This window comes from Endozoicomonas sp. ALB115, from assembly GCF_049310245.1.
Classification (GTDB): domain Bacteria; phylum Pseudomonadota; class Gammaproteobacteria; order Pseudomonadales; family Endozoicomonadaceae; genus Endozoicomonas.
In genome coordinates this window covers 12,251-33,253 of record NZ_JBLYZG010000052.1, presented here as the reverse complement: position 1 = coordinate 33,253, position 21,003 = coordinate 12,251, and the positions used below count along the sequence as shown (strand labels likewise).

At 49.3% G+C, this 21,003-nt stretch carries 17 protein-coding genes; 8 read left to right on the top strand and 9 right to left on the bottom strand.

Features of this window, described 5'->3' with window-relative positions; genetic code table 11:
• Positions 1–140: 140 nt before the first annotated feature.
• From ACO6VE_RS18915 to ACO6VE_RS18905, 3 genes are all read left to right on the top strand, one after another.
• Entirely contained in the window at positions 141–980 is an 840-nt protein-coding gene (locus ACO6VE_RS18915; RefSeq protein WP_269675925.1) for an AAA family ATPase, read from the top strand.
• A gap of 18 nt (positions 981–998) precedes the next feature.
• Positions 999–2,174 carry a vWA domain-containing protein gene (locus ACO6VE_RS18910; protein ID WP_422447967.1) on the top strand — a complete coding sequence of 392 codons (1,176 nt, stop codon included), beginning with the start codon at positions 999–1,001 and terminating at the stop codon, positions 2,172–2,174.
• Positions 2,175–2,479: 305 nt separating this feature from the next.
• On the top strand, positions 2,480–3,091 hold the full coding sequence (locus ACO6VE_RS18905) for a hypothetical protein (RefSeq protein WP_422447969.1): 612 nt from the start codon (positions 2,480–2,482) through the stop codon (positions 3,089–3,091).
• A 280-nt stretch (positions 3,092–3,371) separates the two neighbouring features.
• Here ACO6VE_RS18905 and ACO6VE_RS18900 read toward each other — a convergent pair whose 3' ends face one another.
• The 4 genes from ACO6VE_RS18900 to ACO6VE_RS18885 all read right to left on the bottom strand — a co-directional run bounded on the left by ACO6VE_RS18900 (position 3,372) and on the right by ACO6VE_RS18885 (position 8,517).
• Positions 3,372–4,397: a hypothetical protein gene (locus ACO6VE_RS18900; protein WP_422462884.1), complete on the bottom strand. Its 1,026-nt coding sequence runs from the start codon at positions 4,395–4,397 to the stop codon at positions 3,372–3,374.
• A 72-nt stretch (positions 4,398–4,469) separates the two neighbouring features.
• Positions 4,470–5,165, bottom strand: coding sequence for a Sir2 family NAD+-dependent deacetylase (cobB, locus tag ACO6VE_RS18895; protein ID WP_422462882.1), 696 nt, complete (start codon positions 5,163–5,165; stop codon positions 4,470–4,472).
• Between the two features lie 15 nt (positions 5,166–5,180).
• Positions 5,181–6,554 carry a hypothetical protein gene (locus tag ACO6VE_RS18890; protein ID WP_422462880.1) on the bottom strand — a complete coding sequence of 458 codons (1,374 nt, stop codon included), beginning with the start codon at positions 6,552–6,554 and terminating at the stop codon, positions 5,181–5,183.
• A gap of 118 nt (positions 6,555–6,672) precedes the next feature.
• Positions 6,673–8,517: a beta-ketoacyl synthase gene (locus ACO6VE_RS18885; RefSeq protein ID WP_422462878.1), complete on the bottom strand. Its 1,845-nt coding sequence runs from the start codon at positions 8,515–8,517 to the stop codon at positions 6,673–6,675.
• A 181-nt stretch (positions 8,518–8,698) separates the two neighbouring features.
• On the opposite strand from ACO6VE_RS18885, the gene ACO6VE_RS18880 reads away from it, so the two are divergent.
• From ACO6VE_RS18880 to ACO6VE_RS18870, 3 genes are read left to right on the top strand one after another with little or no spacing between them, the layout of a single operon-like run.
• The gene (locus ACO6VE_RS18880) at positions 8,699–9,724 is read left to right on the top strand and encodes a GlxA family transcriptional regulator (protein WP_422462876.1); all 1,026 of its coding nucleotides are present in this window, start codon (positions 8,699–8,701) and stop codon (positions 9,722–9,724) included.
• Between the two features lie 46 nt (positions 9,725–9,770).
• Positions 9,771–10,214 (top strand): DUF2147 domain-containing protein, encoded by a 444-nt coding sequence (locus ACO6VE_RS18875; RefSeq protein WP_422447981.1) that lies wholly within the window; start codon positions 9,771–9,773, stop codon positions 10,212–10,214.
• 22 nt (positions 10,215–10,236) lie between these two features.
• Positions 10,237–10,749 carry a hypothetical protein gene (locus ACO6VE_RS18870; RefSeq protein WP_422462874.1) on the top strand — a complete coding sequence of 171 codons (513 nt, stop codon included), beginning with the start codon at positions 10,237–10,239 and terminating at the stop codon, positions 10,747–10,749.
• Between the two features lie 25 nt (positions 10,750–10,774).
• On the opposite strand, the gene ACO6VE_RS18865 is transcribed toward ACO6VE_RS18870, so the two are convergent.
• The 5 genes from ACO6VE_RS18865 to ACO6VE_RS18845 form a co-directional block, all read right to left on the bottom strand.
• On the bottom strand, positions 10,775–11,146 hold the full coding sequence (locus ACO6VE_RS18865) for a hypothetical protein (protein ID WP_422462872.1): 372 nt from the start codon (positions 11,144–11,146) through the stop codon (positions 10,775–10,777).
• Positions 11,147–11,409: 263 nt separating this feature from the next.
• Positions 11,410–11,667: a FeoC-like transcriptional regulator gene (locus ACO6VE_RS18860; protein WP_101747513.1), complete on the bottom strand. Its 258-nt coding sequence runs from the start codon at positions 11,665–11,667 to the stop codon at positions 11,410–11,412.
• Positions 11,668–11,743: 76 nt separating this feature from the next.
• On the bottom strand, positions 11,744–14,077 hold the full coding sequence (gene feoB / locus ACO6VE_RS18855; RefSeq protein ID WP_422462870.1) for a Fe(2+) transporter permease subunit FeoB: 2,334 nt from the start codon (positions 14,075–14,077) through the stop codon (positions 11,744–11,746).
• The gene (locus tag ACO6VE_RS18850) at positions 14,074–14,307 is read right to left on the bottom strand and encodes a FeoA family protein (protein WP_422462869.1); all 234 of its coding nucleotides are present in this window, start codon (positions 14,305–14,307) and stop codon (positions 14,074–14,076) included. Before ACO6VE_RS18850 ends, feoB begins: the two co-directional genes overlap by 4 nt.
• A 381-nt stretch (positions 14,308–14,688) precedes the next feature.
• Positions 14,689–16,122, bottom strand: a complete 1,434-nt coding sequence (locus ACO6VE_RS18845; RefSeq protein WP_422447992.1) for a glyceraldehyde-3-phosphate dehydrogenase — start codon at positions 16,120–16,122, stop codon at positions 14,689–14,691.
• Positions 16,123–16,543: 421 nt separating this feature from the next.
• Here ACO6VE_RS18845 and mfd point away from each other — a divergent pair, with 421 nt between their 5' ends.
• Both mfd and ACO6VE_RS18835 read left to right on the top strand, forming a co-directional pair.
• On the top strand, positions 16,544–20,002 hold the full coding sequence (gene mfd / locus ACO6VE_RS18840; RefSeq protein ID WP_422462867.1) for a transcription-repair coupling factor: 3,459 nt from the start codon (positions 16,544–16,546) through the stop codon (positions 20,000–20,002).
• Positions 20,003–20,110: 108 nt separating this feature from the next.
• A complete protein-coding gene (locus ACO6VE_RS18835) occupies positions 20,111–20,947 on the top strand; it encodes a CsiV family protein (protein ID WP_422447996.1) in 837 nt (278 codons plus the stop codon).
• The last annotated feature ends 56 nt before the right edge of the window (positions 20,948–21,003 follow it).

Sequence of the window (21,003 nt, the reverse complement as noted above, 5' to 3'; positions counted from 1 at the left end):
AGATCACCCCTGACAACAGCCGATGACTATCCATCCTCCTCCCTTTTGCGTTACCCTTACCCACAACCTGATGCACGATAAATAAGAGAAACACGTCTGTTGTATTGCGTATTTCCGAATAAAAAGAAGATAACTGCCTTATGAGCTTTGAAAGTACCGACCAGTATATCGCTACCGATGACCTGAAAATGGCCGTCAATGCTGCCGTAACGTTACAACGCCCTCTCCTTATTAAAGGGGAACCCGGCACCGGCAAGACCATGCTGGCAGAACAGGTGGCCCGTTCCCTGGGCAAAGAGCTGCTGCAATGGCATATCAAATCCACCACCAAGGCCCAGCAGGGGCTCTACGAATACGATGCGGTATCCCGCCTTCGAGACTCGCAACTGGGTGATGAGCGGGTGCACGATATCAGCAATTACATTGTCAAAGGCAAACTCTGGGAAGCCTTTGAGTCAGACCAGCAGTCGGTTTTGCTGATCGATGAGATAGACAAGGCAGATATTGAATTCCCCAATGACCTGCTGCAAGAGCTGGACAAGATGGAGTTCAATGTTTACGAGACCCAACAACAGATAAAAGCCCGACAACGCCCTATAGTCATTATCACCAGTAACAACGAGAAAGAGCTGCCCGATGCGTTTTTAAGACGCTGCTTCTTTCATTACATCAGCTTTCCTGATGCAGAAACCATGAGGGAAATTGTCCGGGTACACTTTCCTGACCTGCAGAAAAAACTGGTCGATGAGGCCCTTCAGGTATTTTTCGAACTCAGGGAGATCCCCGGTCTCAAGAAGAAGCCCTCGACTTCCGAGCTGATCGACTGGCTGAAACTGCTCAATTCCGACGATATCCCGGCAGATATTCTTCAAAACCGTGATACCAGAAGTGCCATTCCCCCGCTGCATGGAGCGCTGGTGAAAAATGAGCAGGATGTCCATCTGCTGGAACGGCTGGCCTTTATGAGCCGACGCGGTTAACCGGCCTGAGGACTCACCATGCTGACCAATTTTTTTGCAACCGTCCGGGCATTTGGTGTACCTGCCACCACCCGGGAATATCTCGACCTGCTGGCAGCACTGGATGCAAAACTGATCTACGCCGATCAGGAAGGCTTTTACCAGTTAGCGCGAACCATTCTGGTCAAGGATGAAAGGCATTACGACAAGTTTGATAAAGCCTGCCAGGCTTTTTTCAACGACCTTGACGCCATGGATGACATACTGGAAGCACTGATACCTGAAGAATGGTTAAGGCAGGCGTTTATCCGACAGTTGTCCGATGATGACAAGGCAAACATCCAGGGCATGAAAAACCTCCAGGAATTACTCGATACATTCCGACAGAGAATGGAGGAACAGAAAAGTCGTCACCAGGGCGGTAATAAATGGATTGGCACCGGCGGAACCTCACCGTTTGGCGCTTATGGCTATAACCCTTCCGGCATTCGGATTGGTCAGGATCAATCCAGACACCGTAAAGCCACCAAAGTCTGGGATAAGCGGGAGTTTAAAAACCTGGATGATAACGAGCAACTCGGCAGCCGCAATATGAAAATGGCACTGCGCCGATTACGCCGCTTTGCCCGCCAGGGGGCAGCAGACCAGCTGGATCTTGACGATACCGTCCGCTCAACCGCCAGCAAGGGTATGCTGGATATCAAGATGGTGCCTGAACGCCATAATGCCGTGAAAGTGCTGCTGTTCATGGATATTGGCGGCTCAATGGACGATTACGTTCGCCTGTGTGAGGAGTTGTTTGCCTGCTGCCGAACCGAGTTTAAACACCTTGAGTTCTATTACTTCCATAACTATCTCTATGAAAGTGTCTGGCAGGATAACCGTCGTCGCCAGCAGGAGCGCATCAGCCTCTGGGATGTGATTCACCGCTACGGCAAGGATTACCGGGTGATTTTTGTGGGCGACGCCGCTATGTCTCCCTATGAAATTACCTCACCCGGCGGCAGTGTCGAACATTTCAATGAAGAGGCCGGTCAGGTCTGGATGTCACGGCTGAAAGCGCACTTTGACCGGGTCGCATGGCTGAACCCCTCCCCGGAACATGCCTGGCAATATACCTCATCAACACGACTGATTGATGAGCAGATGGAAGGCAAAATGTTCCCGCTGACCATTAATGGCCTGGAAGAGGCAATGGGCTATCTTGCTGGATAAATAATTTTTTAAAGAGGGAACGATTTTCGTGTCAAACAGTCCGATTAGGTAAGAGTGTATCAGTAAGAGTTTCTGAATGATTCATTACTCTTCACCATTCGAATGTTAAGTAGCTGGCCATATGGAATCATATATTTCTGGCTACTTGGGCAGGTGCTATGCGAGGCACAACGGAGGGAGCATAGCCGTAGCTATGTGACCGGAGTTGTAACGAAGCAGAGTGCCTGAACAAGTAGTCAGAAATATATGATTTCATATGGTTAGCTACTTAACATCTACTTCTAATTAGCGAGGAAGGTCTTTCAATGCTGAACCCACCAGGAAGTTATCGCCTGCCACAATCACCAGATTTCAACTCTTATGCAACTGCAATAAGTGAAGAGGATCAGGGGAAATTTAATGATTTTGTAACAAAAATTATCAAAACGGCTGATGATGGTATTGAAAATGCCGCTTTAGAATTAGGCTGCACACCCAAACAAGTTGTCCAACCATTGAGTGATTATTTGATAAAGCATTATTCATTGTCAGCACCGCAAGATTCGAGGATCAGTACCGCTTCAAAAAATCCTGACAACCCCGATAATTGGAGATGGGATCTCTGGGAAAAAAAACTTTATACGCCTAAGGGTTATTTTGTATCAGATGAGATAGAAAGGAAAATTTCTTTTGCATTTGATGGTGAGCTATTCGGGAAAAAGCTTCAATCATGCAAAGATGCGTTGCCTCTCATGCATGTAGCTACACCAAGTTCAGCTTATGAATGTAAAAATGGTTATGCAATCGTAACCAAATTCTGTCAAAATTTAAAACCGATTACCCCATTGATTCGCTATTGTATTAGTAAAGGTATGTTCTCATATGAATTCATTAATAATTTGTACAAAATGTCCGAAAAAATAAACATGGAAACATGAAGTACACAAATTTTCATGACGATGGTTTCTCACCCTCTGTCATGGAAGCTTTAGCCACAGAGTCACGGAGACACAGAGGAAAAGCTTTTTTCTCTCCTCCGTGTCTCTGTGCCTCCGTGGCAATTTTCTTTCACGGCAAAGAACACGAAGGAAAAGAAAATCTCTTCTTTGTGTTCTTCGTGGCTTCGTCTTCAACCTCCCGAAGCTGGGAGTAAGCGCTTAATGTTTTCCCTAAGAGTGCCGCCGAGCTCAGATATACAACTTACAGGTAGCACAACCATTAACACCTGTACGACAGTATCCGTAATGGATTGTTCTTGTAATGGTGTTCAATACGCTCTTCAATTTCTGATGTGGCTGCTTTCCCTCCCAACAGCTGCCATTGTTTTGCCTGGGTCAGATCCTCGTCAGATACTGCCGCCATTAAATTTTGGTTAAGTTTGTCCTCAGGATAAAACCGCGCCAATACCTTATCGTATTCCCCAACCTGGAAAAGATTATTTTCTGCAGCGTACCTTAACTTATCATCCAGAAACTTGTCGTCTATTCGGCCACCGAATTCAATCCAGGCTTTGATATTCTCAGCAGGAGTCTCCACAGCCATCGAACGTCTCAGACAGTGATCTTTTTCCTCTTGAGTAAACGTGCTGATGCCTAGCTTTAACAGCGTCTGTGCGACAGTAAAATCCGCTGACTTAGCAGCTTCACTGCGGACTTCCGGAATTATTTTCTCAACTTTCGGCCCACCTGCCTTCAACGCCCATTTTGCTGCTTCCGTATGGCCCATAAATACAACCTCCCTGAAAAAATTCTCAATAGGATCATCTTCATAGATTTCCCGACTAAGTGAACGAATATAAAATAGGAATTCAATATAAGATAAATTTATGCCTGGTTCTTTATGAAATGGTCTAAACAGACGTAATAGACTTTTTAATTTATCATCAACTAACTTACCATGATGACCAGATAATAAGCTCGGTTGTATTTGTCGATGACATGAAACAGGAAGCCCCAGGCTCTTGGCGTCGATTGAAATCATTGACACATCAAGTAATGCCCTTCTGATTACTCTTGCTGATAATTCTTGCAGTGATTCAGTTCCGGTTATTTCAGACTCACCTGAATTTATTATATAAGTTTTAAGAGTATCTACATCTTCAGCTTCCAGAACTCTTTGATATTTAAAAAAGGCAAGCGCTTCTTGCGCCTTACGGACTTGTTCTTGCACAAGCCCAGGATCCTGACTATGACGATATGTCGATAGTTCAGCAAGAGAGAGATTAGCAACATTGTCAGGTAACATTTTCTGGTTCTCAAGCAGAAATATATTTCTGCATCAGACCAATTTTTCTGCATTAAGTTTCCCAAACCCATATCACAACAGCGAACTGAAGAAACGGTCAACCACTTCGGTAGCCGCCCCGTAATACTGTTCATCAAACAAAGAGGCGTGATTACCCGGCTCAAGGTTCAATTCAACCGTCTTTGCTCCTGCAGCAGCAGCCTCCTGAAAGAACCCGGCAGCGGGATAGACGTTTCCTGACGTACCAATGGAAACAAAGAGATCACAGACGGACAGTGCCTGATAAATCTCATCCATCCGTAAAGGCATCTCACCAAACCAGACAATATGTGGACGAAGATTACCGGCAACACCGCAGCATTCACAGGGAGTGTCGACGGTAACATCCTGATCCCAATAAAAAACCTGCCCTGTCTCCTGGCAGTGAACTTTCAATAATTCACCATGCATGTGAATCAGCCGGTTGCTCCCTGCCCGCTCATGGAGATCATCAACATTTTGCGTCACCAGAAGAAAACTTCCGGAGAAATGACGTTCAAACGCGGCAAGTACCTGGTGAGCACGGTTTGGTTTGACTGAGTTCAGCTGCCGCCTTCGGTCGTTGTAAAAGCGTTGTACCAGTGCGGGGTTTCGGGCGTAGCCTTCAGGGGTTGCCACATCGTCAACAGGATGATTCTCCCAGAGCCCGTCACTGGCCCGGAATGTTCTGATTCCAGACTCGGCGGAGATACCCGCACCGGTCAGAACAACAATGGATGAATAGCGCAAACCAACCTCCTGTCATCAACGACGGTATTTAGTCGTATAATGTATGGTTTTGCGGGTACCGGCAGCCACCTCAACACGAAGCTGATCCGGCTTTTCCAGCGTGGCTCCCCTGACACTGTCGAACTTTATCAGGTTGCTGTCACGCTCTCTTAACAACAGCGTAATACTGTCTTGCTGGTCATTAGAGACCGTTGCCTGCCATTTTACCACCAGCTCTTTATCACTCTTCTGTTCAAGATCAAGACGGTTACGCTCAACACGAACGGCCAACGCTTCTCCCATGGTCAACCAGGCACTGTCTCCTGCCGTGGTTTTGGGTAACCATGAGTGACCACTGATGATATAGCCACCCTCCGGATCCTGTTCATACAGACGAACCTGTGCAGGTGGGAGATCCAGGGGGGCCGCAAATTTCCAGGTCAGCCTGGGTCGTTCAACCGTGGCCGTTCTGCCACCGGTGGAGCGGCCATATACGTCAAGGGTATACAGCTTTTCAAGATGCAGTGGTTCTGAGAAAAGATCCATCAGCTGTCTGCTATTGGCGGGAAGAACGGTGTCCTTTGGTAAGGTGGTCAGCAACACTTCACCGACACGTTCCCCGTAGTCAACGGTATCTGCCATCGCCGAGGCTTTAAGCATCCGGTTCTTTTGGTAAAACTCGGCAACGCCCCCCTCACCACCAGCCACAAGGCGAATGGTTGCCTGATCGAAGTTGATATTGGCACTGTTAGTTAGCAGCGTTTTTAATTCCAGACGTCCCTGGTTGTGGGATAAAAGCGTTAACCGATAATGACTGTCATAGCTTAATTGAGGCGTAATATACGAGAGCTTCAGGGAACCACTCACCGGCTGCTGGCCAAAATCCGCCTTTACATACTGGAGATTTTCTCCCTGAATCTCCGAAGCGGTCAGTGACAGTATCCTCAACCCCTGGGGATCATGATAATCAATCAAATACTGACGGCCATTGTTGCCTTCCACCAGCCCGATTCCCTGCTGGTAGCTGACCAGTTTTCCCTGAATGGCAACGTTGAGGCCGCCACCAAACAGTTCAACGTTTTTGCCAAGCAGATTCCGGTAGTAATTATCGCGACCCAGGCCGCCCTGATGCCAGAAAACGTCATCAGGCCGGTAAACAGTATCACCATCGACGTATTCAAGATTAAGACTGCCATCAAGCCGGTTGATCGGCAGACCGACAATCTTCAGACTGCCCAGCCCATCGGGTCGGGTATCGAACCTCTGGCTGACCAGGGCTTTATCACTGTAGAGCGTCACTACCGTTGACTGTGGTTGCTCAACGTTAAATCTGCCCGGTAAAGATTCACCTGAGGCCCGGGTGATCACGAACCCGGACATCAGCAAAATCAGTAATAAGTGCTTAAACATAATGGCTCACCTGTACGCCACTGAATTGATAGGTTTGCAAGCACTTTAAAACGAATAGATTGCGTTGTCTCGCAACTTCACAGAAATGAGCGAATCACTGAGGGCAGCCCCCAGGATGTTATCGATTAAACTGCCAGAACGGGTTTTCCATCTCCAGATCTAGCGCCTTTCCATAGCCCGGAACATTTACCTGTTTTTCCGTAAACGTCAGGTCAGAACCGTCCAGCACACCCTCACCAAACTGATAAATGGGGTTTGCTTCACCGCTCTGGCAGCGCTGTTCATAGTCATCCTGCTGCTGGGTGACTGTCTCATTTTTCTGTTGCCACTGCGTCATGGCCTTATCGCCATGGCGGGCTTTCAGCATTTTTCGGGTTATTTCCGGGCTGAGCAGCAGGGCTGTGGCATTGTTGCCACCAAAACCCTTGGCATTAATCAGGGCAAGATCCATCTGATCAGCCCCGGTTTCCAGGTGATTCAGCAGAATATTGAGTTTTTCCGAATAAACGTCTTCAGCCAGGCCATTGATCGTTCTGATACCGGGAATAAATCCATGCTTCCAGACGCCGAGTGTCGCCATAATCTGATCACCACCCGCTGCGCCGATGGAATGACCAAGGTAACTTTTAACCGCAGCCACCGGCCAGCTTTCCATACCAAACACTTTTGCGGTTTCACTGAGAATCTGTGACTCGGTCACCCGGTTCTGTGGCGTTCCTGTGCCATGGGCCTGAACAAAACTCCGGTAACGAAGGGCGTCTTCGCCAGCAATGGCCCTGCCCAGGGCGGCAGCCCGGGCCACGGTCAAATGATTACCGGCTCCCGGGGCAGAAATAGACTTCTTGAAACCATCCGCATTAATAAAGACATCCGCCACCGATCCCAGGATCTGTGCGCCACACTCAAGGGCCAGTTCGTCATCCATCAACACCAGAAACTGGCTGGATTCGGCAATGGTGAAACCGGCATTGTCGGCAAATGGGCGACAGGCTCTGCGCCAGTCCGGATGGTCAGAATCCGACAGACCATCGAGTTTCCGCAGTGCTGCATCCGTGGTCAAAGCCCCCATAGTGGAATAACCTTCCATGACTTCCGGGGTAATTGGCGCTTCACTGTTGCCCACAATCACCAGACGACGACGGCCACTGCGAATGTCAGCAGCAGCCTGCTCCAGATTGTAAAGCATGGTAGCACAGGCTCCCATACTGGTACCCGTGCCACCCAGAGAACCAAGGATATAGGCATTGATAAAATCCGCCGACATCTCGGCAAAACCCAGTGGACACTGTTTGGAAGTGACCCGCTTTCCCAGCAAACGGGACTGAAGCAAACCGCCATTGCCGTTAAAATCCAGCTGGCTCATGGCACTGCCGGAATAGACCGCAACCTGTTCAGGGCTTAGCTTCTGCTTGACCGCAGGCCAGTCCATACCGGAAGAATAAATCGCATCGGATGCACCGAACACCGTCATTGTCAGTGACCTGGGGTGGTTCCGGGACTGGTACAGCTTTTCCGGGGCAAACCCGCTGGGCAGCTGACCCGCGGCATTGACCAGTGATTCACGGATGGAAGGAATCATTAACGGCTGGCCGACTTCGATTTTCACCTTGATCTGGCCATCTTCCAGTTTTTCTAACTGCCAGCCATCCGGCAGTGGATTGGGTAAACGACGGCCCTTCAGAATAATTTCCGATCCGGACTCCGCCTGAATGGCCTGATGAAAAGGAATGGCTTGCGGATTAAACAGGTTGTTTTCCAGCCGGCGAATCAATGTTCCCGACAGAATATCTTCCCGACTGCTGTCTTGTGGCAGATTTCTCAGCGTGCGAAGCGCAGCAAGGGTTTCGTGCTGCGACCGGTCACTCAGGCATTCCAGCACCAAACGACGGTAGCCATGAAAACCAGAGGTTCTTCCAGCTGGGCTGACCCCACCTTGAGCAACAATAACGGGTAATCTGGACAAACCACACTCCTGTATAACAACTGAATGATGCGCCACTCTGAGTAGCGATCAGGTTGTTATGAATGCAAATTAAGAATTAAATGAAGTTGGCACTAGTTTAATGATTTCGTGATAAACTTAACTGGATGAAAAAGACACGAATACGGACAAAAAAGACACATCACTGAGCAGTTTTACGCCAATGTTCCAACAATCCCCCCCAATCCAGTTAAACCGGGTACTGATCCCTATGGTGGAGCATATGATCAGTACCAGTGTGACATTACCCCTTGAGATGCTGGAAGCGGCAATGACCTACACCCGACTGTCAGCCAATAAAAAAAGTATTGAAGTTCATTTCTGTGCCAGTACGCCCGCCCCCATCACCACCACTGGCGGCCTGAGACTGACACCGGACAGAACCTTTAAACAGAGTGGCTATGGTGATCTGATTCTGGTTCCTGCGCTCTGGCGCAACCCGATTCCGGTGGTCAGGAAACACCCGGAAATCATTGCATGGTTAAAACACCAACACGATGCCGGTGCCGTATTTGCCGCAGCTGGTACCGGGGTGGCGTTTATGGCAGAAACCGGGCTTCTGGATCAAAAACCAGCCACAACCCACTGGTTTTACATGGAAAAACTGCAACGTTTTTTCCCGGATATTGAGTTCAAACCCAATCACCTGATCACCCGGGCAGGTCGTATTTATTGCGCTGGCAGTGTCAATTCGGTCGCTGACCTGATGGTGCACATGATTGGCGTAGCGTTTGGCGAGTCCATCGCCCAAAAGGTTGAACAGCAGTTTTCCCATGAAATCAGAAAGCCCTTCAAAGACACTTATTTTGCTGAAGATCATGCCACAACCCACCAGGATGAAGTGATCGTCTCCCTGCAGGACTTTATCCACCATCACTTCGCCAGTGAAATCTCTCTGGCTGCCCTTGGCAGACTGTCGGGCTTGAATGCCCGGACACTGAATCGTCGCTTTCAACAGGCCACCGGTTCCCCGCCAATGGAGTATGTCCGCAAAATCAGGCTTGATCAGGCCAGCGATCTATTAAAGAATACCAACCTGGGCATTGCCGAAATTGCCCTGCAGGTGGGATATGCCGACGCTGATTATTTTTCCAGATTGTTCAAACGTCGCTACCAGCTCACGCCTTCTGAATTTCGCAGAAGTGTCCGGGGCAAACTGTTCTACCTGAATGACACCACAATGGAATGATTACAATAAACGCCGGAAAATTCCGGGGTTTTGGAGACTCCCTCGCATGTTCCCGAGAAAACGCGCCCTGGGCGCTGGATTGTTGTCCCTCTGCCTGTCCTCGTTCAGCCTGGCGGCTTCGCCCCTGGGGCTATGGAAAACCATTGATGACAGCACGGGTAAAGCAAAAAGTTATGTCACAATCTTCGAGGAGAATGGCAAACTGTCTGGCAAAGTGACACAGATTCTTGACCCTGCCAAACAGGACAGCATTTGTGACCAGTGCCAGGGCGAGCTCAAGGATCAGAAAGTTCAGGGCATGACCATACTCTGGGGCATGAAAAAGCAAGGCAGCAAATATGATGATGGAAAAATCGTCGATCCTGAATCCGGGAAAGTCTACAGCGCTAACATGAAAGTGCTGGAAGATGGCAGTAAACTGGAAGTCCGTGGTTATATCGGGTTCGCGCTGATTGGCCGTTCGCAAACCTGGGAACGTGTTGAAGATTAACGCATAATTGAACTCATTAATAATGACCACCGCGTTTCTGGTGGCAGCCGGTCTGATCACCGGCTCTGTTCTCTTCTGGACCCTGCGCCTGGGCATTGGCCCTACTCCCACCTCGCGAAAAGTCAGGGCGGCGATCAGAGATATCCTTCCAGATGACGTGTCCGGTCATGTTATGGAACTTGGTTGTGGCTGGGGACACCTGATTCCCATTTTAAGAGAAAAATACCCTGACAAAAAAATTGAGGCCTGGGAACGTTCTCCGGTTCCAGCCCTGTTTACTGAGGCAAGGTACGGGATCGATGTTATAAGAGCGGATTTCTTCCAGGCAGCCCCTGGTAACGTCGGCCTTGTTGTTTGCTATTTGTATCCCGGAGCGATGGAACGTGTTGAAAGAGAATTGATTCCTCAAATGCCACCTGGTTGCTGGTTACTTACCCACACCTTCAGTTTATCAGGCAGAGTGCCGGTAAAGACGCTTAAGGCCAACGATCTTTACCAGACACCTGTTTTTCTTTATCAAGTTCAGCCCACTTAACCTTAAAAGCCGGGGACTTAATCAATTAACTTTGTCCTGTGTTCAGATAGGCAGAAATAATATCAGTTACAAGGGTACATACTCTTGAAAAGACACTTTCTGATGGTTCAGGAACGGGGCTGGCATTGTATAATCCAGCAAACACTTCAGGGTTTTTACCCTGCAGCCTCAGAAGCGTATCTTTTCCTGCCACCAGAACAAAACCTTCATCAGCAGTATCTGATTTCACAGATCCTTCAAAAAGAATAGAATCAAGCTCACCCTCATCTATATTTTGTAAATCAAGGGATTCTCTAAGCTGCTCAGCAACTGTCATTCCAAATGCACGCCCTTTCATTACAACTGGTGGAACAAATTGATTCCCCCGAGGAGCTCCGTGTATAGCGTCAATATTCATAGTCTATCTCCTACTCCATAAGAAACTTTTCAGAAAACTGAAAATCTGTGGATTTTATTTTTATTGGACTATCGTTTGTTTCGAAAGTTCCATCATTTTACGGGGTGATAATAATTAAACATCTGTTTGACTATTAAAATGGCGAAGAAGCAGACCAGCGTTATGTAAAAAACGCCAACTATATCATGATGATGTAATGGTAAAGGAGCTCAGGGGTACAGAGATTGTTTACGCAGGAACAGCAAATATGCTGTGAAAGTCCGTCAGCCGATAAGACTCAATGGAATATGTTGAGACTTTCCCTGCCAGCGATAGATCTCCAACTCGGCAGGGTCACAGGAAACACACCCCTTTTTGCAGGCCACAAAGCAACCCGGCTGTTCACAGCTCAACTGACCTTTCCTTAGCCAGTGTGAGAGCATCCCTCTCATGGCCTCAGGTGTGGTATTGAATTTCACACTGAGGTCAGCCAGAGAGCACACTTTCTGCTGTTTCAAATAATCGCGGATTTTGATCAGCATGGTCAGCGCCTGTCAGGTTCCGGTTAATGGCCAAAAGCACTGAGGGTGCTTTTGGCCACGCTTTGCGTTTACGATGTCATTGCGGGCTGACATCCATCCGCCCTTGCAGTACTGAGGCTCCCATGCGTTTCATCAAGGTAACCACAATAAACATCATCAGCATGATCGATACCACCCAAAGCAGCGTTTCGCCAGGCTGCACAGATACCAGCGACAACTGGTAATAAATAGTGGCAACGGCATAGCCAAGGAAGAAAGTCCATCCGGAAATGAACAGCGTCCAGCCCAGGGTGGTTTCCCGGTAAATAGCACCCAATGCTGCTACGCAGGGAGTATAAAGAAGGATCATCAATAAGTAGGCAATGACTGCAGCATGACTGGGGAACAGGCCAGCCATAACAGAGAATGTGCTGACTTTGACTGCCTGCTCTTCAGCAACCGCCTCCAGATCGGTCAGATCGCCAACTTCGACACCCAGAGGATCTGCCAGTGTGCCACTTAAACCACTCAGATTGGCTGGAATAGTGGCAACGGCTTCCTGCAAGCCTGCCAACAGGTCAAACGTCGTTTCACTCTCGGTGTCAGCGTTTTCAGACGCGGCAATAGCACCGTACATTGAGTCAAGCGTACCCACAACGGCTTCTTTCGCCAGAATACCTGTAAACAGTCCCACAGCCGCTGGCCAGTTTTCTTCCGTCATGCCCATGGGGGAAAATATCGGGGTAATGGTTTGGCCAATCTTGCTGAGCATGGAGCTCTGAGTGTTCTGGTGACCGAAAGAGCCATCGGTACCAATAGCATTCAGGGTGTTCAGCACGACCACCACCATCACAATCGCTTTGCCTGCACGCAGGATAAAAGCCTTGAGACGATCCCAGGTGCGTAACATGACCTGAGTCACCGATGGCAAATGGTAATTGGGCAACTCCATAATAAACGGCGAACTGTCGCCACTAAGGATGCTCTGCTTGAGAATCAACCCGGTAAATATTGCCGCCAGGATACCCACCAGATACAAAATAAACACCACATTCTGGCCGGACTCCGGGAAAAAGGCAGCGGCAAACAGCGCGTACACCGGCAATCGGGCACCGCAGGACATAAAGGGAGCCATGGAGATGGTCAATAGCCGGTCCTTTTCATTGTCCAGTGTCCGTGCTGCCATAATCGCAGGCACGTTGCAGCCAAAGCCCACCAGCATGGGAACAAAGGCTTTGCCCGGAAGCCCCAGAAAGCGCATGAGTCGGTCAATGACAAAAGCAGCCCTGGCCATGTATCCCGAGTCTTCCAGTATGGAAAGAAACAGAAACAGGAAAGCAATCACCGGGATAAATGTCGATACAGTCTGGATACCACCACCCACACCGTCCGCCAGTAACGTCACTGCCCAGGCGGGAGCACCAACCGAGTTCAGCCAGTGGCCCAGTCCGTCCACCAGCAGAGTCCCGGTAAAGATATCGAAAAAGTCGATAAAGGCACTGCCGAAGTTAATGGTGAACATGAACATCAGATACATGACACCCAGGAAAATGGGGAACCCAAGCACCCGGTTCAATACCACACGATCAATGGATTCACTCAGCCGGTGACTGACCACGCCCCGCTCACGAATCACTGACTCCATAAGCTGACCAACCACATCGTAACGTCGACTGGCCAGAATTATGTCCAGATCTTCCTCAAGGGCAGCCTCAATGATATGACGCTGCCGGGTAGCCTCATTGACCACCTGCCAGGTCAGTTCCGGCAGAGGCACAGTGTCACCTTCCAGTAACTTCAGGGCATACCAGCGTCGGGACAGAGGACTATCAAGGTTCACAGACGCTTCAAGGGTCGATTCAATAACGGCAATGGCCTGTTCCAGCTGTTCACCAAGGTTCAATGGCGGGGCTACGGAAATACCATTATTCAGAAAATCATTAATATTTTGTAAAAAGGCTTTAATATTGCCTGACTTGCTGGCAACCAGGGGCAGCACCGGACAGCCGAGTTCCTCAGCCAGCTTGTCAATATCAATGTCCATGCCCTTTTCCCTGGCAACGTCCATCATATTGAGCACAACGATGACCGGAGCACCCATATCCAGCAATTGAGTGGTCAGGTACAAATTTCTTTCAATATTTGAAGCATCAAGAATATTGATAATTAAATCCGCTTCTCGCTTCAGGATATAATCCCGCGCCACCTTTTCATCAAGAGAAACGTCACTGTCAACCACATCAAGACAGTAGGTTCCGGGCAGATCAACCACTTCTATGGCGTTATCAGCAAAGGTATAAAAACCACTGCGTTTTTCCACAGTAACTCCTGGCCAGTTGCCAACCCGCTGCCGGGCACCGGTCAGCGCGTTAAACAGCGTTGTTTTACCACAGTTAGGATTTCCGACAATTGCAACAACGTGTTTTTTCATGCTCTGGAAACCTCTACAACAGCGGCTTCATCCTTTCGAATCGATAATTGGAAACCCCTGACTTCCAACTGGATTGGGTCCCCCAATGGCGCAACACGACAAACCGTGAACCGGGTTCCGGGCGTCAGGCCCATTGCCAGCAATTTCCGCCGGTAAGCACTGCCAGCATCCGCAAAAGCGGTTACCCGGCCACATTCACCGGTTTTCAGTTCACCCAATGTCACCTTCATGTACATCTTCTCCACAGGCATCATAAAGTCAGTTTTGTACGCGTTTTTTCTGCAAAGCAGGTAATAACTCGCAAAAATGACCCAGATATTTGCACCTAAATCATCTGCCAGGGCCAGAACCTGTTTTTTTGTCGGGGTTTTAGTGTGGAATGGTTGCTGCCTGACAAAATGTCAATTGATCTGAATATATACGCAAATGAGAATGGTTACAATTTAGAGGACGACCAATCTCACTCATTGTTGACCCATATCAATGTTCGCAGGTCGTAATGGTAAATCGGGATAAGATATGAAAAAGGCAGGATCTACAGAGTGACTGATTAGCCGAACCACTAATCAGTCACTCTGTGAAGTGTTCATCACTACTGACAAACGAGTGTTTTATGGAACCGACGGGTACATCGCACCAGACATAAACTGAAGTATCCGGTTGACCTGACAGCTGTAACCGAACTCATTGTCATACCAGACATAAAGCACACAGCGTTTGCCGTCAACAATAGTGGCTTGCCCATCCACAACGCCAGCTCGACGGCTACCCACAAAATCACTGGAAACTGCTTCAACAGAGGTGACGTAATCCACCTGTTTCTGAAGGCTGGAATACAGTGAGGTCTCCCTGATAAAGCGATTAAGCTCTTCAACGGTGGTGGCCTTGTCCAGGGACAGGTTAAGGATGGCCAGGGAAACATTCGGGGTCGGCACCCGAATAGCATTCCCCGTCAACTTACCTTCAAGTTCAGGCAACGCCTTGGCAACGGCTTTCGCTGCCCCGGTTTCGGTAATGACCATATTCAGTGCAGCGCTGCGTCCACGACGCTCACCCTTGTGGTAATTATCAATCAGATTCTGGTCATTGGTGTAAGAGTGAACCGTCTCTACATGACCGTGTTCAACACCAAACTCATCATTAATGGCCTTCAGCACCGGTGTGATCGCGTTAGTGGTACAGGAGGCGGCGGAAAGAATCTGATCTTCCGGCTCAATATCGTTATGATTTACCCCATAAACAATATTCTTGATATCCCCTTTTCCCGGTGCTGTCAGCAGGACCCTGGATACTCCCTTTGATTGCAAATGCAGGCTCAATCCCTCTTTATCACGCCATTTACCGGTGTTGTCGACAATCACGGCATTGTTAATGCCATACCGGGTGTAATCGATGGAATCCGGGCTGCTGGAATAAATGACCTGAATGGCCACACCGTTGGCATAGATAACCTTATTCTCTTCATCAACAGATATAGTGCCCTGGAAAGAGCCATGAACCGAGTCGCGACGCAACAGGCTTGCCCGCTTCTGAAGATCATTGCCTGCACCGCCGGGCCTGACAACCACGGCCCTCAGGTTAATACCAGAGCCACTGCCCGCGCGCTCAATGAGGATTCTGGCCATCAAACGGCCAATCCGGCCAAAGCCATACAATACGACATCCTGACCCGGGCCCAGGGTCTGTTTATGGCCATTAGTCACTGACGCTACTTGACCGGTAACGTACTCTTCCAGTGACAGGCCTGCTGCTTCCGCCCGGTAGCCAACGGCCAGCTTGCCAATATCAATACGGGATGGCCCCAGATCAAGGCCTGCCAGAATTTCCAGCACAGGGTAAGTCTCACGGACAGAGAGACCATTGTCCTCAATCTGTCGAACAAACTTGTGCGCTTTCAGCAAGCTGATTACGGAGCGGTTAATGACGGGATGCCCAAACACAGACGTGACAACATGGTGATTTCTATACAGCTTGCCGATCAGAGGGATCATTGACTCAGCCAGTGCTTCACGCTCTTTCCAGTCCTGAAAACGATCTGCTACCACGATAAATTCCCGTTTATTATTTCTGTTTTAAATACAATCCCTTATTTGGGACTTATGTTCTGTTGGTATTATCCTTGTTGATGGTGTTCGAGGCAACAAAGATTATCAAACATTAACACCGCCAATCTTTCTGCCTTTGATTTTCCTCCTTATTCCACCATTTCCCGCTGGCAATACTGGGAGAACAGGATCACAACCGCTACAATCCACCACTTAAGTAGTTGGCCAAATGGAATCGTATATTTCTGGCTAAGTGGGCAGTTGCTATGCAAGGCGCAACGTAGGGAGCATAGCCGTAGCTATGTGACCGGAGTTGCAACGCCGCAGAGTGACTGACAACTTAGTCAGAAATATATGATTTCATTTGGTTAACTACTTATATCTGTATTTGGGGTAAATCAGGAGAGCCTTCAGGATTTTCATGTTTCAACACACTATTCCTCTGCCAACCCACCCCGGCGACAAGCTTCAGTGGGGAAATCTCGCGAAAGCCGGGCCTGCCTTGACCATTTCCTGTGCTGCGGTATCGGACAACCAGCCGCTGATGATTATTACGCCGGACAGTTCATCAGCAAACCGGCTGGAAGAAGAGCTGGCCTTCTTCCTTGCTGAAGAAGCCAACATCCATGTTCAGCAAATGCCGGACTGGGAAATACTGCCCTACGATACCTTTTCACCCCATCAGGATATTATTTCCCAGCGACTGTCAACGCTCTACCACCTTCCCCTGACCGACAACCGTGGCCGAAAAAAAATTCTGATTGTGCCCGTGACGACGCTGTTGCACCGCCTGTGTCCGAAGAACTATCTGCTGGGCAGCTGCCTGTCGTTGCAACCGGGCACCCGGTTTATCATTGATGAACGCCGGGGCCAGTTTGAACAGGCCGGATACCGCTGTGTGGACTCAGTGATGGAACATGGCGAGTTCGCTATCCGTGGCTCGATTGTTGATATTTTTCCCATGGGGGCTGACACGCCCTATCGGGTCGACCTGTTTGATGACGAGATAGAGTCACTGAGAACGTTTGATCCTGAAACGCAACGCTCCATTGAAACGGTTGAGGAGATACAACTGCTACCGGGGCATGAGTTCCCCCTGGATAGGCAAGGGATAGCGTTATTTCGCAGTAATTTTCAGGAAACCTTTGACGTTAACTATCGTGAATGCCCGATTTACCAGGATATCAACAAAGGTATTGCCAGCCCGGGCATTGAATACTACCTGCCTCTCTTCTTTGAGGAGACGTCAACGCTTTTCGACTACATGCCACAAAACACCCGAATACTGATCTACGACACCGTGGGTTCATCGCTGGATCATTTTTATTCGGATGTTCATGCACGTTACGACAACCGCCGTGTTGATCCGCAAAGGCCAATACTTCCGCCATCCCGGGTTCTGATGCCCTCGGAGGAGCTATACAGCAGACTGAACGACTTCCCCAGAGTCACACTGTTTGAGCAGCCTGTTGCACCCAGGGCCGGTCGATTTAATTTAAATCGCGAGGAATTGCCGGAACTGACCATTAATGCCCGGCTTGAGCAACCACTGGCTCACCTCAAAACCTTTATAAATCGCATTCATCATGTCCTGCTGGTCGCCGAAAGTGCCGGACGGCGGGAAGTACTCCTGGAGCTGCTGAGCCAGAATAATATAACGCCTGACCTGTGTGATGGCTGGTCCGCATTTCTCAAAGAAAAGCCCGCTCTGGCGGTCAGTACCGGGCTACTGGACAACGGACTGTATCTACCGGAAGAACAAATTGCTGTTATCCCGGAAGCGCTTTTGCTCGGCCAGAGAGTACAACAGACCAGACGGCGGAAGACAGAAGACGAACACAGTGCCGACCAGGTGATTCGCAACCTGACCGAGTTAAGAATCGGAGCCCCCGTGGTTCATATTGACCATGGGGTTGGCAGATACAGAGGGCTGGAAACACTGGCAGTGGATGGCCAGACCACGGAGTTTCTGACCCTGGAATATGCCAACGAAGCCAAACTCTATGTACCTGTTGCTTCTCTCCACCTGATTTCCCGATACACTGGTGCCGATGATGAACTTGCCCCGCTGCACCGGCTGGGCAGTGAGCAATGGAGCAAGGTGCGGCGTAAGGCCGCCGAAAAAGCCAGGGACGTGGCCGTTGAACTGCTGGATATTTATGCCCGCAGAGAAGCACGAAAAGGGTTTCCTTTCACTGAGCCGGAGCAGAACTATCTGGCTTTCGCTGCCGCCTTTCCGTTTGAAGAAACGCCCGATCAGCAACAGACCATTGCCGCCGTTATTGGTGATATGTGCGCACCAAAACCCATGGACCGCCTGGTCTGTGGTGATGTGGGCTTTGGTAAAACAGAAGTTGCCATGCGGGCCGCTTTCCTTGCGGCCCATAGCGGTAAACAGGTGGCCATTCTGGTTCCCACAACGCTGCTGGCGCAACAGCACTACGAAAGTTTCCGCGATCGATTTGCGGAATGGCCCGTAGAAATTGATGTTATTTCACGCTTCAAGTCACAAAAAGCCGTGGATCAGGTAAAAGAGCGGCTCACTGAGGGCAAACTGGATATCATTATTGGTACCCACAAAATTCTCCAGGGCGACCTGACCTTTAAAGATCTTGGCCTGCTCATTATTGATGAAGAACACCGCTTTGGGGTCCGACACAAGGAAAAGCTCAAGTCATTGAGGTCCGAGGTTGATATCCTGACCCTGACCGCAACGCCCATTCCAAGAACGCTCAATATGGCCATGTCCGGTATTCGCGACCTGTCCATTATCGCGACACCACCGGCACGGCGACTCTCGGTTAAAACCTTTGTCCGGCAATATGATCAACCCCTGGTGAAAGAAGCGATCCTCAGGGAGCTGCTGCGTGGCGGGCAGGTGTACTATCTTCACAACCAGGTGGAATCCATTGAAAAAGTAGCCAGCGACCTTCAGGAACTGATTCCTGAAGCACGGGTCATCACCGGTCATGGCCAGATGCGTGAGCGTCAGCTTGAACAGGTGATGTCCGATTTTTACCACAAGCGCTACAACGTTCTGGTATGCACAACCATTATTGAAACCGGCATCGATATCCCTAATGCCAATACCATCATCATCAACAGGGCTGACAAGTTTGGCCTGGCCCAACTGCATCAGCTTAGAGGCAGGGTTGGTCGCTCACACCACCAGGCCTACGCTTATCTGTTAACACCGACACCGAAATCGATGACGGCTGATGCCGCGAAACGTCTTGAAGCCATATCGGAAGCACAAACCCTTGGTGCCGGGTTTATGCTGGCCTCGAACGACCTGGAGATCAGGGGTGCGGGTGAACTGCTGGGTGAAGGCCAGAGCGGCCAGATACAGAGTGTTGGCTTTACGCTCTACACCGAGATGCTTGAGCGTGCCGTTAACGCCATCCGCAACGGCGAAACGCCCAATCCGGATCAGCCCTTGAACCATGGCACAGAAGTGAACTTACGGCTTCCGGCCCTGTTGCCTGAAGACTATATTCACGATGTCCATAGCCGCTTGATTCTCTATAAGAGAATTGCCGCCGCTGATAATGAGGAAAAGTTAAAGAACCTTCAGGTTGAGCTGATTGACCGGTTTGGCCTCTTGCCCGACCCGGCCAAAAACCTGTTCCGTCAGATGAAGTTAAAACTCTGTGCCCAGAAGCTGGGCATCAAGAAACTGGATGCCAGCAGCAAAGAAGCAAGGGTCGAGTTTGAAGAGCAGCCCAATGTCGATCCTATGCTGATTATTAACCTTATCCAGTCAAGCCCTCAGCAGTTCAGGCTGGAAGGCAGCAGCATCTTAAAGTACATTGACGCAATGGAAACTTCGGAACAGAGGTTTAAGGCAACGGAAACGTTGCTGGGCAGGCTTGCGGGTTAACAGCTGATATCTAACAATAGCCACCTGGCTGGTTTTCAGACAGTCAGGAGCTGCTGCACAAAAGCCACAATCCCTGATTCCGGATTGGGTGATCCAAGGAAATTCTGTATGAAAAAACTTCAGCTTATCGCATTGTCGATAGCACTACTGGTTAATGTACCGCTTTCTGCTGCACAGAACGCGAGTGATGGAGGACCTGATATCCCATGGTATCAGGTGGATCTTGTGGTTTTTCGTTACCTCAACAATCACAGTGGCGAAGCCTGGCCTCCCGTTGCCGGTTACCGGGCACCTGGCAATGTAATCAAACTGCAAACTCACGCTGCCGACCCTGATGATAGCAGTCCTCTGTTTGACATTATTGAGCCTGTAAAGCAGAGCCATCCTGATGTTATGCGTGATGCCTACATCGACCTGCCAGCCAATGAAAGGATTCTGAACAGCCAGGTAACTGCACTTGAGAGAAATCGCAATTATCAGGTGATTACCCATAAAGCCTGGCGAATGCCTGTCAGCGCCAGATCGGGTAAACGACCGATTGAAATCCGGGCTGCTATCAGCGGGCAGGACAATCTGTTGCTGAATGGCACGGTCAGCGTCAGTGAAGAGCGCTTTCTGCATGTTGATATTGATCTGTGGCTGAATAAATTAAGTCCGGAACCACTGTACTCCGCCCTGTCCGGAAACAATTACGAACAAAAGACATCTGACGTTCTGGCTGCTTCTGATATAGGATCTGACAATCTGGTGAGACTGGATGATGGCTCCCCGCCTTTGCGTATAACCGATAATTTTCAGATAAAGCAGCGAAGAAGAGTTCGGAATGTAAAGGAAATTCAATACATAGACAGTCCGGAGATTGGCGTCCTGTTCAAACTTACGCCCTATGATCGCCCTGAGGCGCTGGTGGAAACGGGAATGATCATTTCAGAAAAAAGCAGCTGACGTTGCTAAAAATGAGTGAACAGAACAGTTCATCATTTCAATAAGCTTCATGTGGA

Coding starts and splice junctions, on each gene's coding strand:
- ACO6VE_RS18900 (WP_422462884.1), bottom strand. CDS start 4,397: ATGTTACCTGACAATGTTGCTAATCTCTCTCTTGCTGAACTATCGACA.
- ACO6VE_RS18910 (WP_422447967.1), top strand. CDS start 999: ATGCTGACCAATTTTTTTGCAACCGTCCGGGCATTTGGTGTACCTGCC.
- ACO6VE_RS18890 (WP_422462880.1), bottom strand. CDS start 6,554: ATGTTTAAGCACTTATTACTGATTTTGCTGATGTCCGGGTTCGTGATC.
- ACO6VE_RS18850 (WP_422462869.1), bottom strand. CDS start 14,307: ATGAAGGTGACATTGGGTGAACTGAAAACCGGTGAATGTGGCCGGGTA.
- ACO6VE_RS18865 (WP_422462872.1), bottom strand. CDS start 11,146: ATGAATATTGACGCTATACACGGAGCTCCTCGGGGGAATCAATTTGTT.
- ACO6VE_RS18905 (WP_422447969.1), top strand. CDS start 2,480: ATGCTGAACCCACCAGGAAGTTATCGCCTGCCACAATCACCAGATTTC.
- feoB (WP_422462870.1), bottom strand. CDS start 14,077: ATGAAAAAACACGTTGTTGCAATTGTCGGAAATCCTAACTGTGGTAAA.
- ACO6VE_RS18915 (WP_269675925.1), top strand. CDS start 141: ATGAGCTTTGAAAGTACCGACCAGTATATCGCTACCGATGACCTGAAA.
- ACO6VE_RS18860 (WP_101747513.1), bottom strand. CDS start 11,667: ATGCTGATCAAAATCCGCGATTATTTGAAACAGCAGAAAGTGTGCTCT.
- ACO6VE_RS18835 (WP_422447996.1), top strand. CDS start 20,111: ATGAAAAAACTTCAGCTTATCGCATTGTCGATAGCACTACTGGTTAAT.
- ACO6VE_RS18875 (WP_422447981.1), top strand. CDS start 9,771: ATGTTCCCGAGAAAACGCGCCCTGGGCGCTGGATTGTTGTCCCTCTGC.
- ACO6VE_RS18870 (WP_422462874.1), top strand. CDS start 10,237: ATGACCACCGCGTTTCTGGTGGCAGCCGGTCTGATCACCGGCTCTGTT.
- ACO6VE_RS18880 (WP_422462876.1), top strand. CDS start 8,699: ATGTTCCAACAATCCCCCCCAATCCAGTTAAACCGGGTACTGATCCCT.
- mfd (WP_422462867.1), top strand. CDS start 16,544: ATGTTTCAACACACTATTCCTCTGCCAACCCACCCCGGCGACAAGCTT.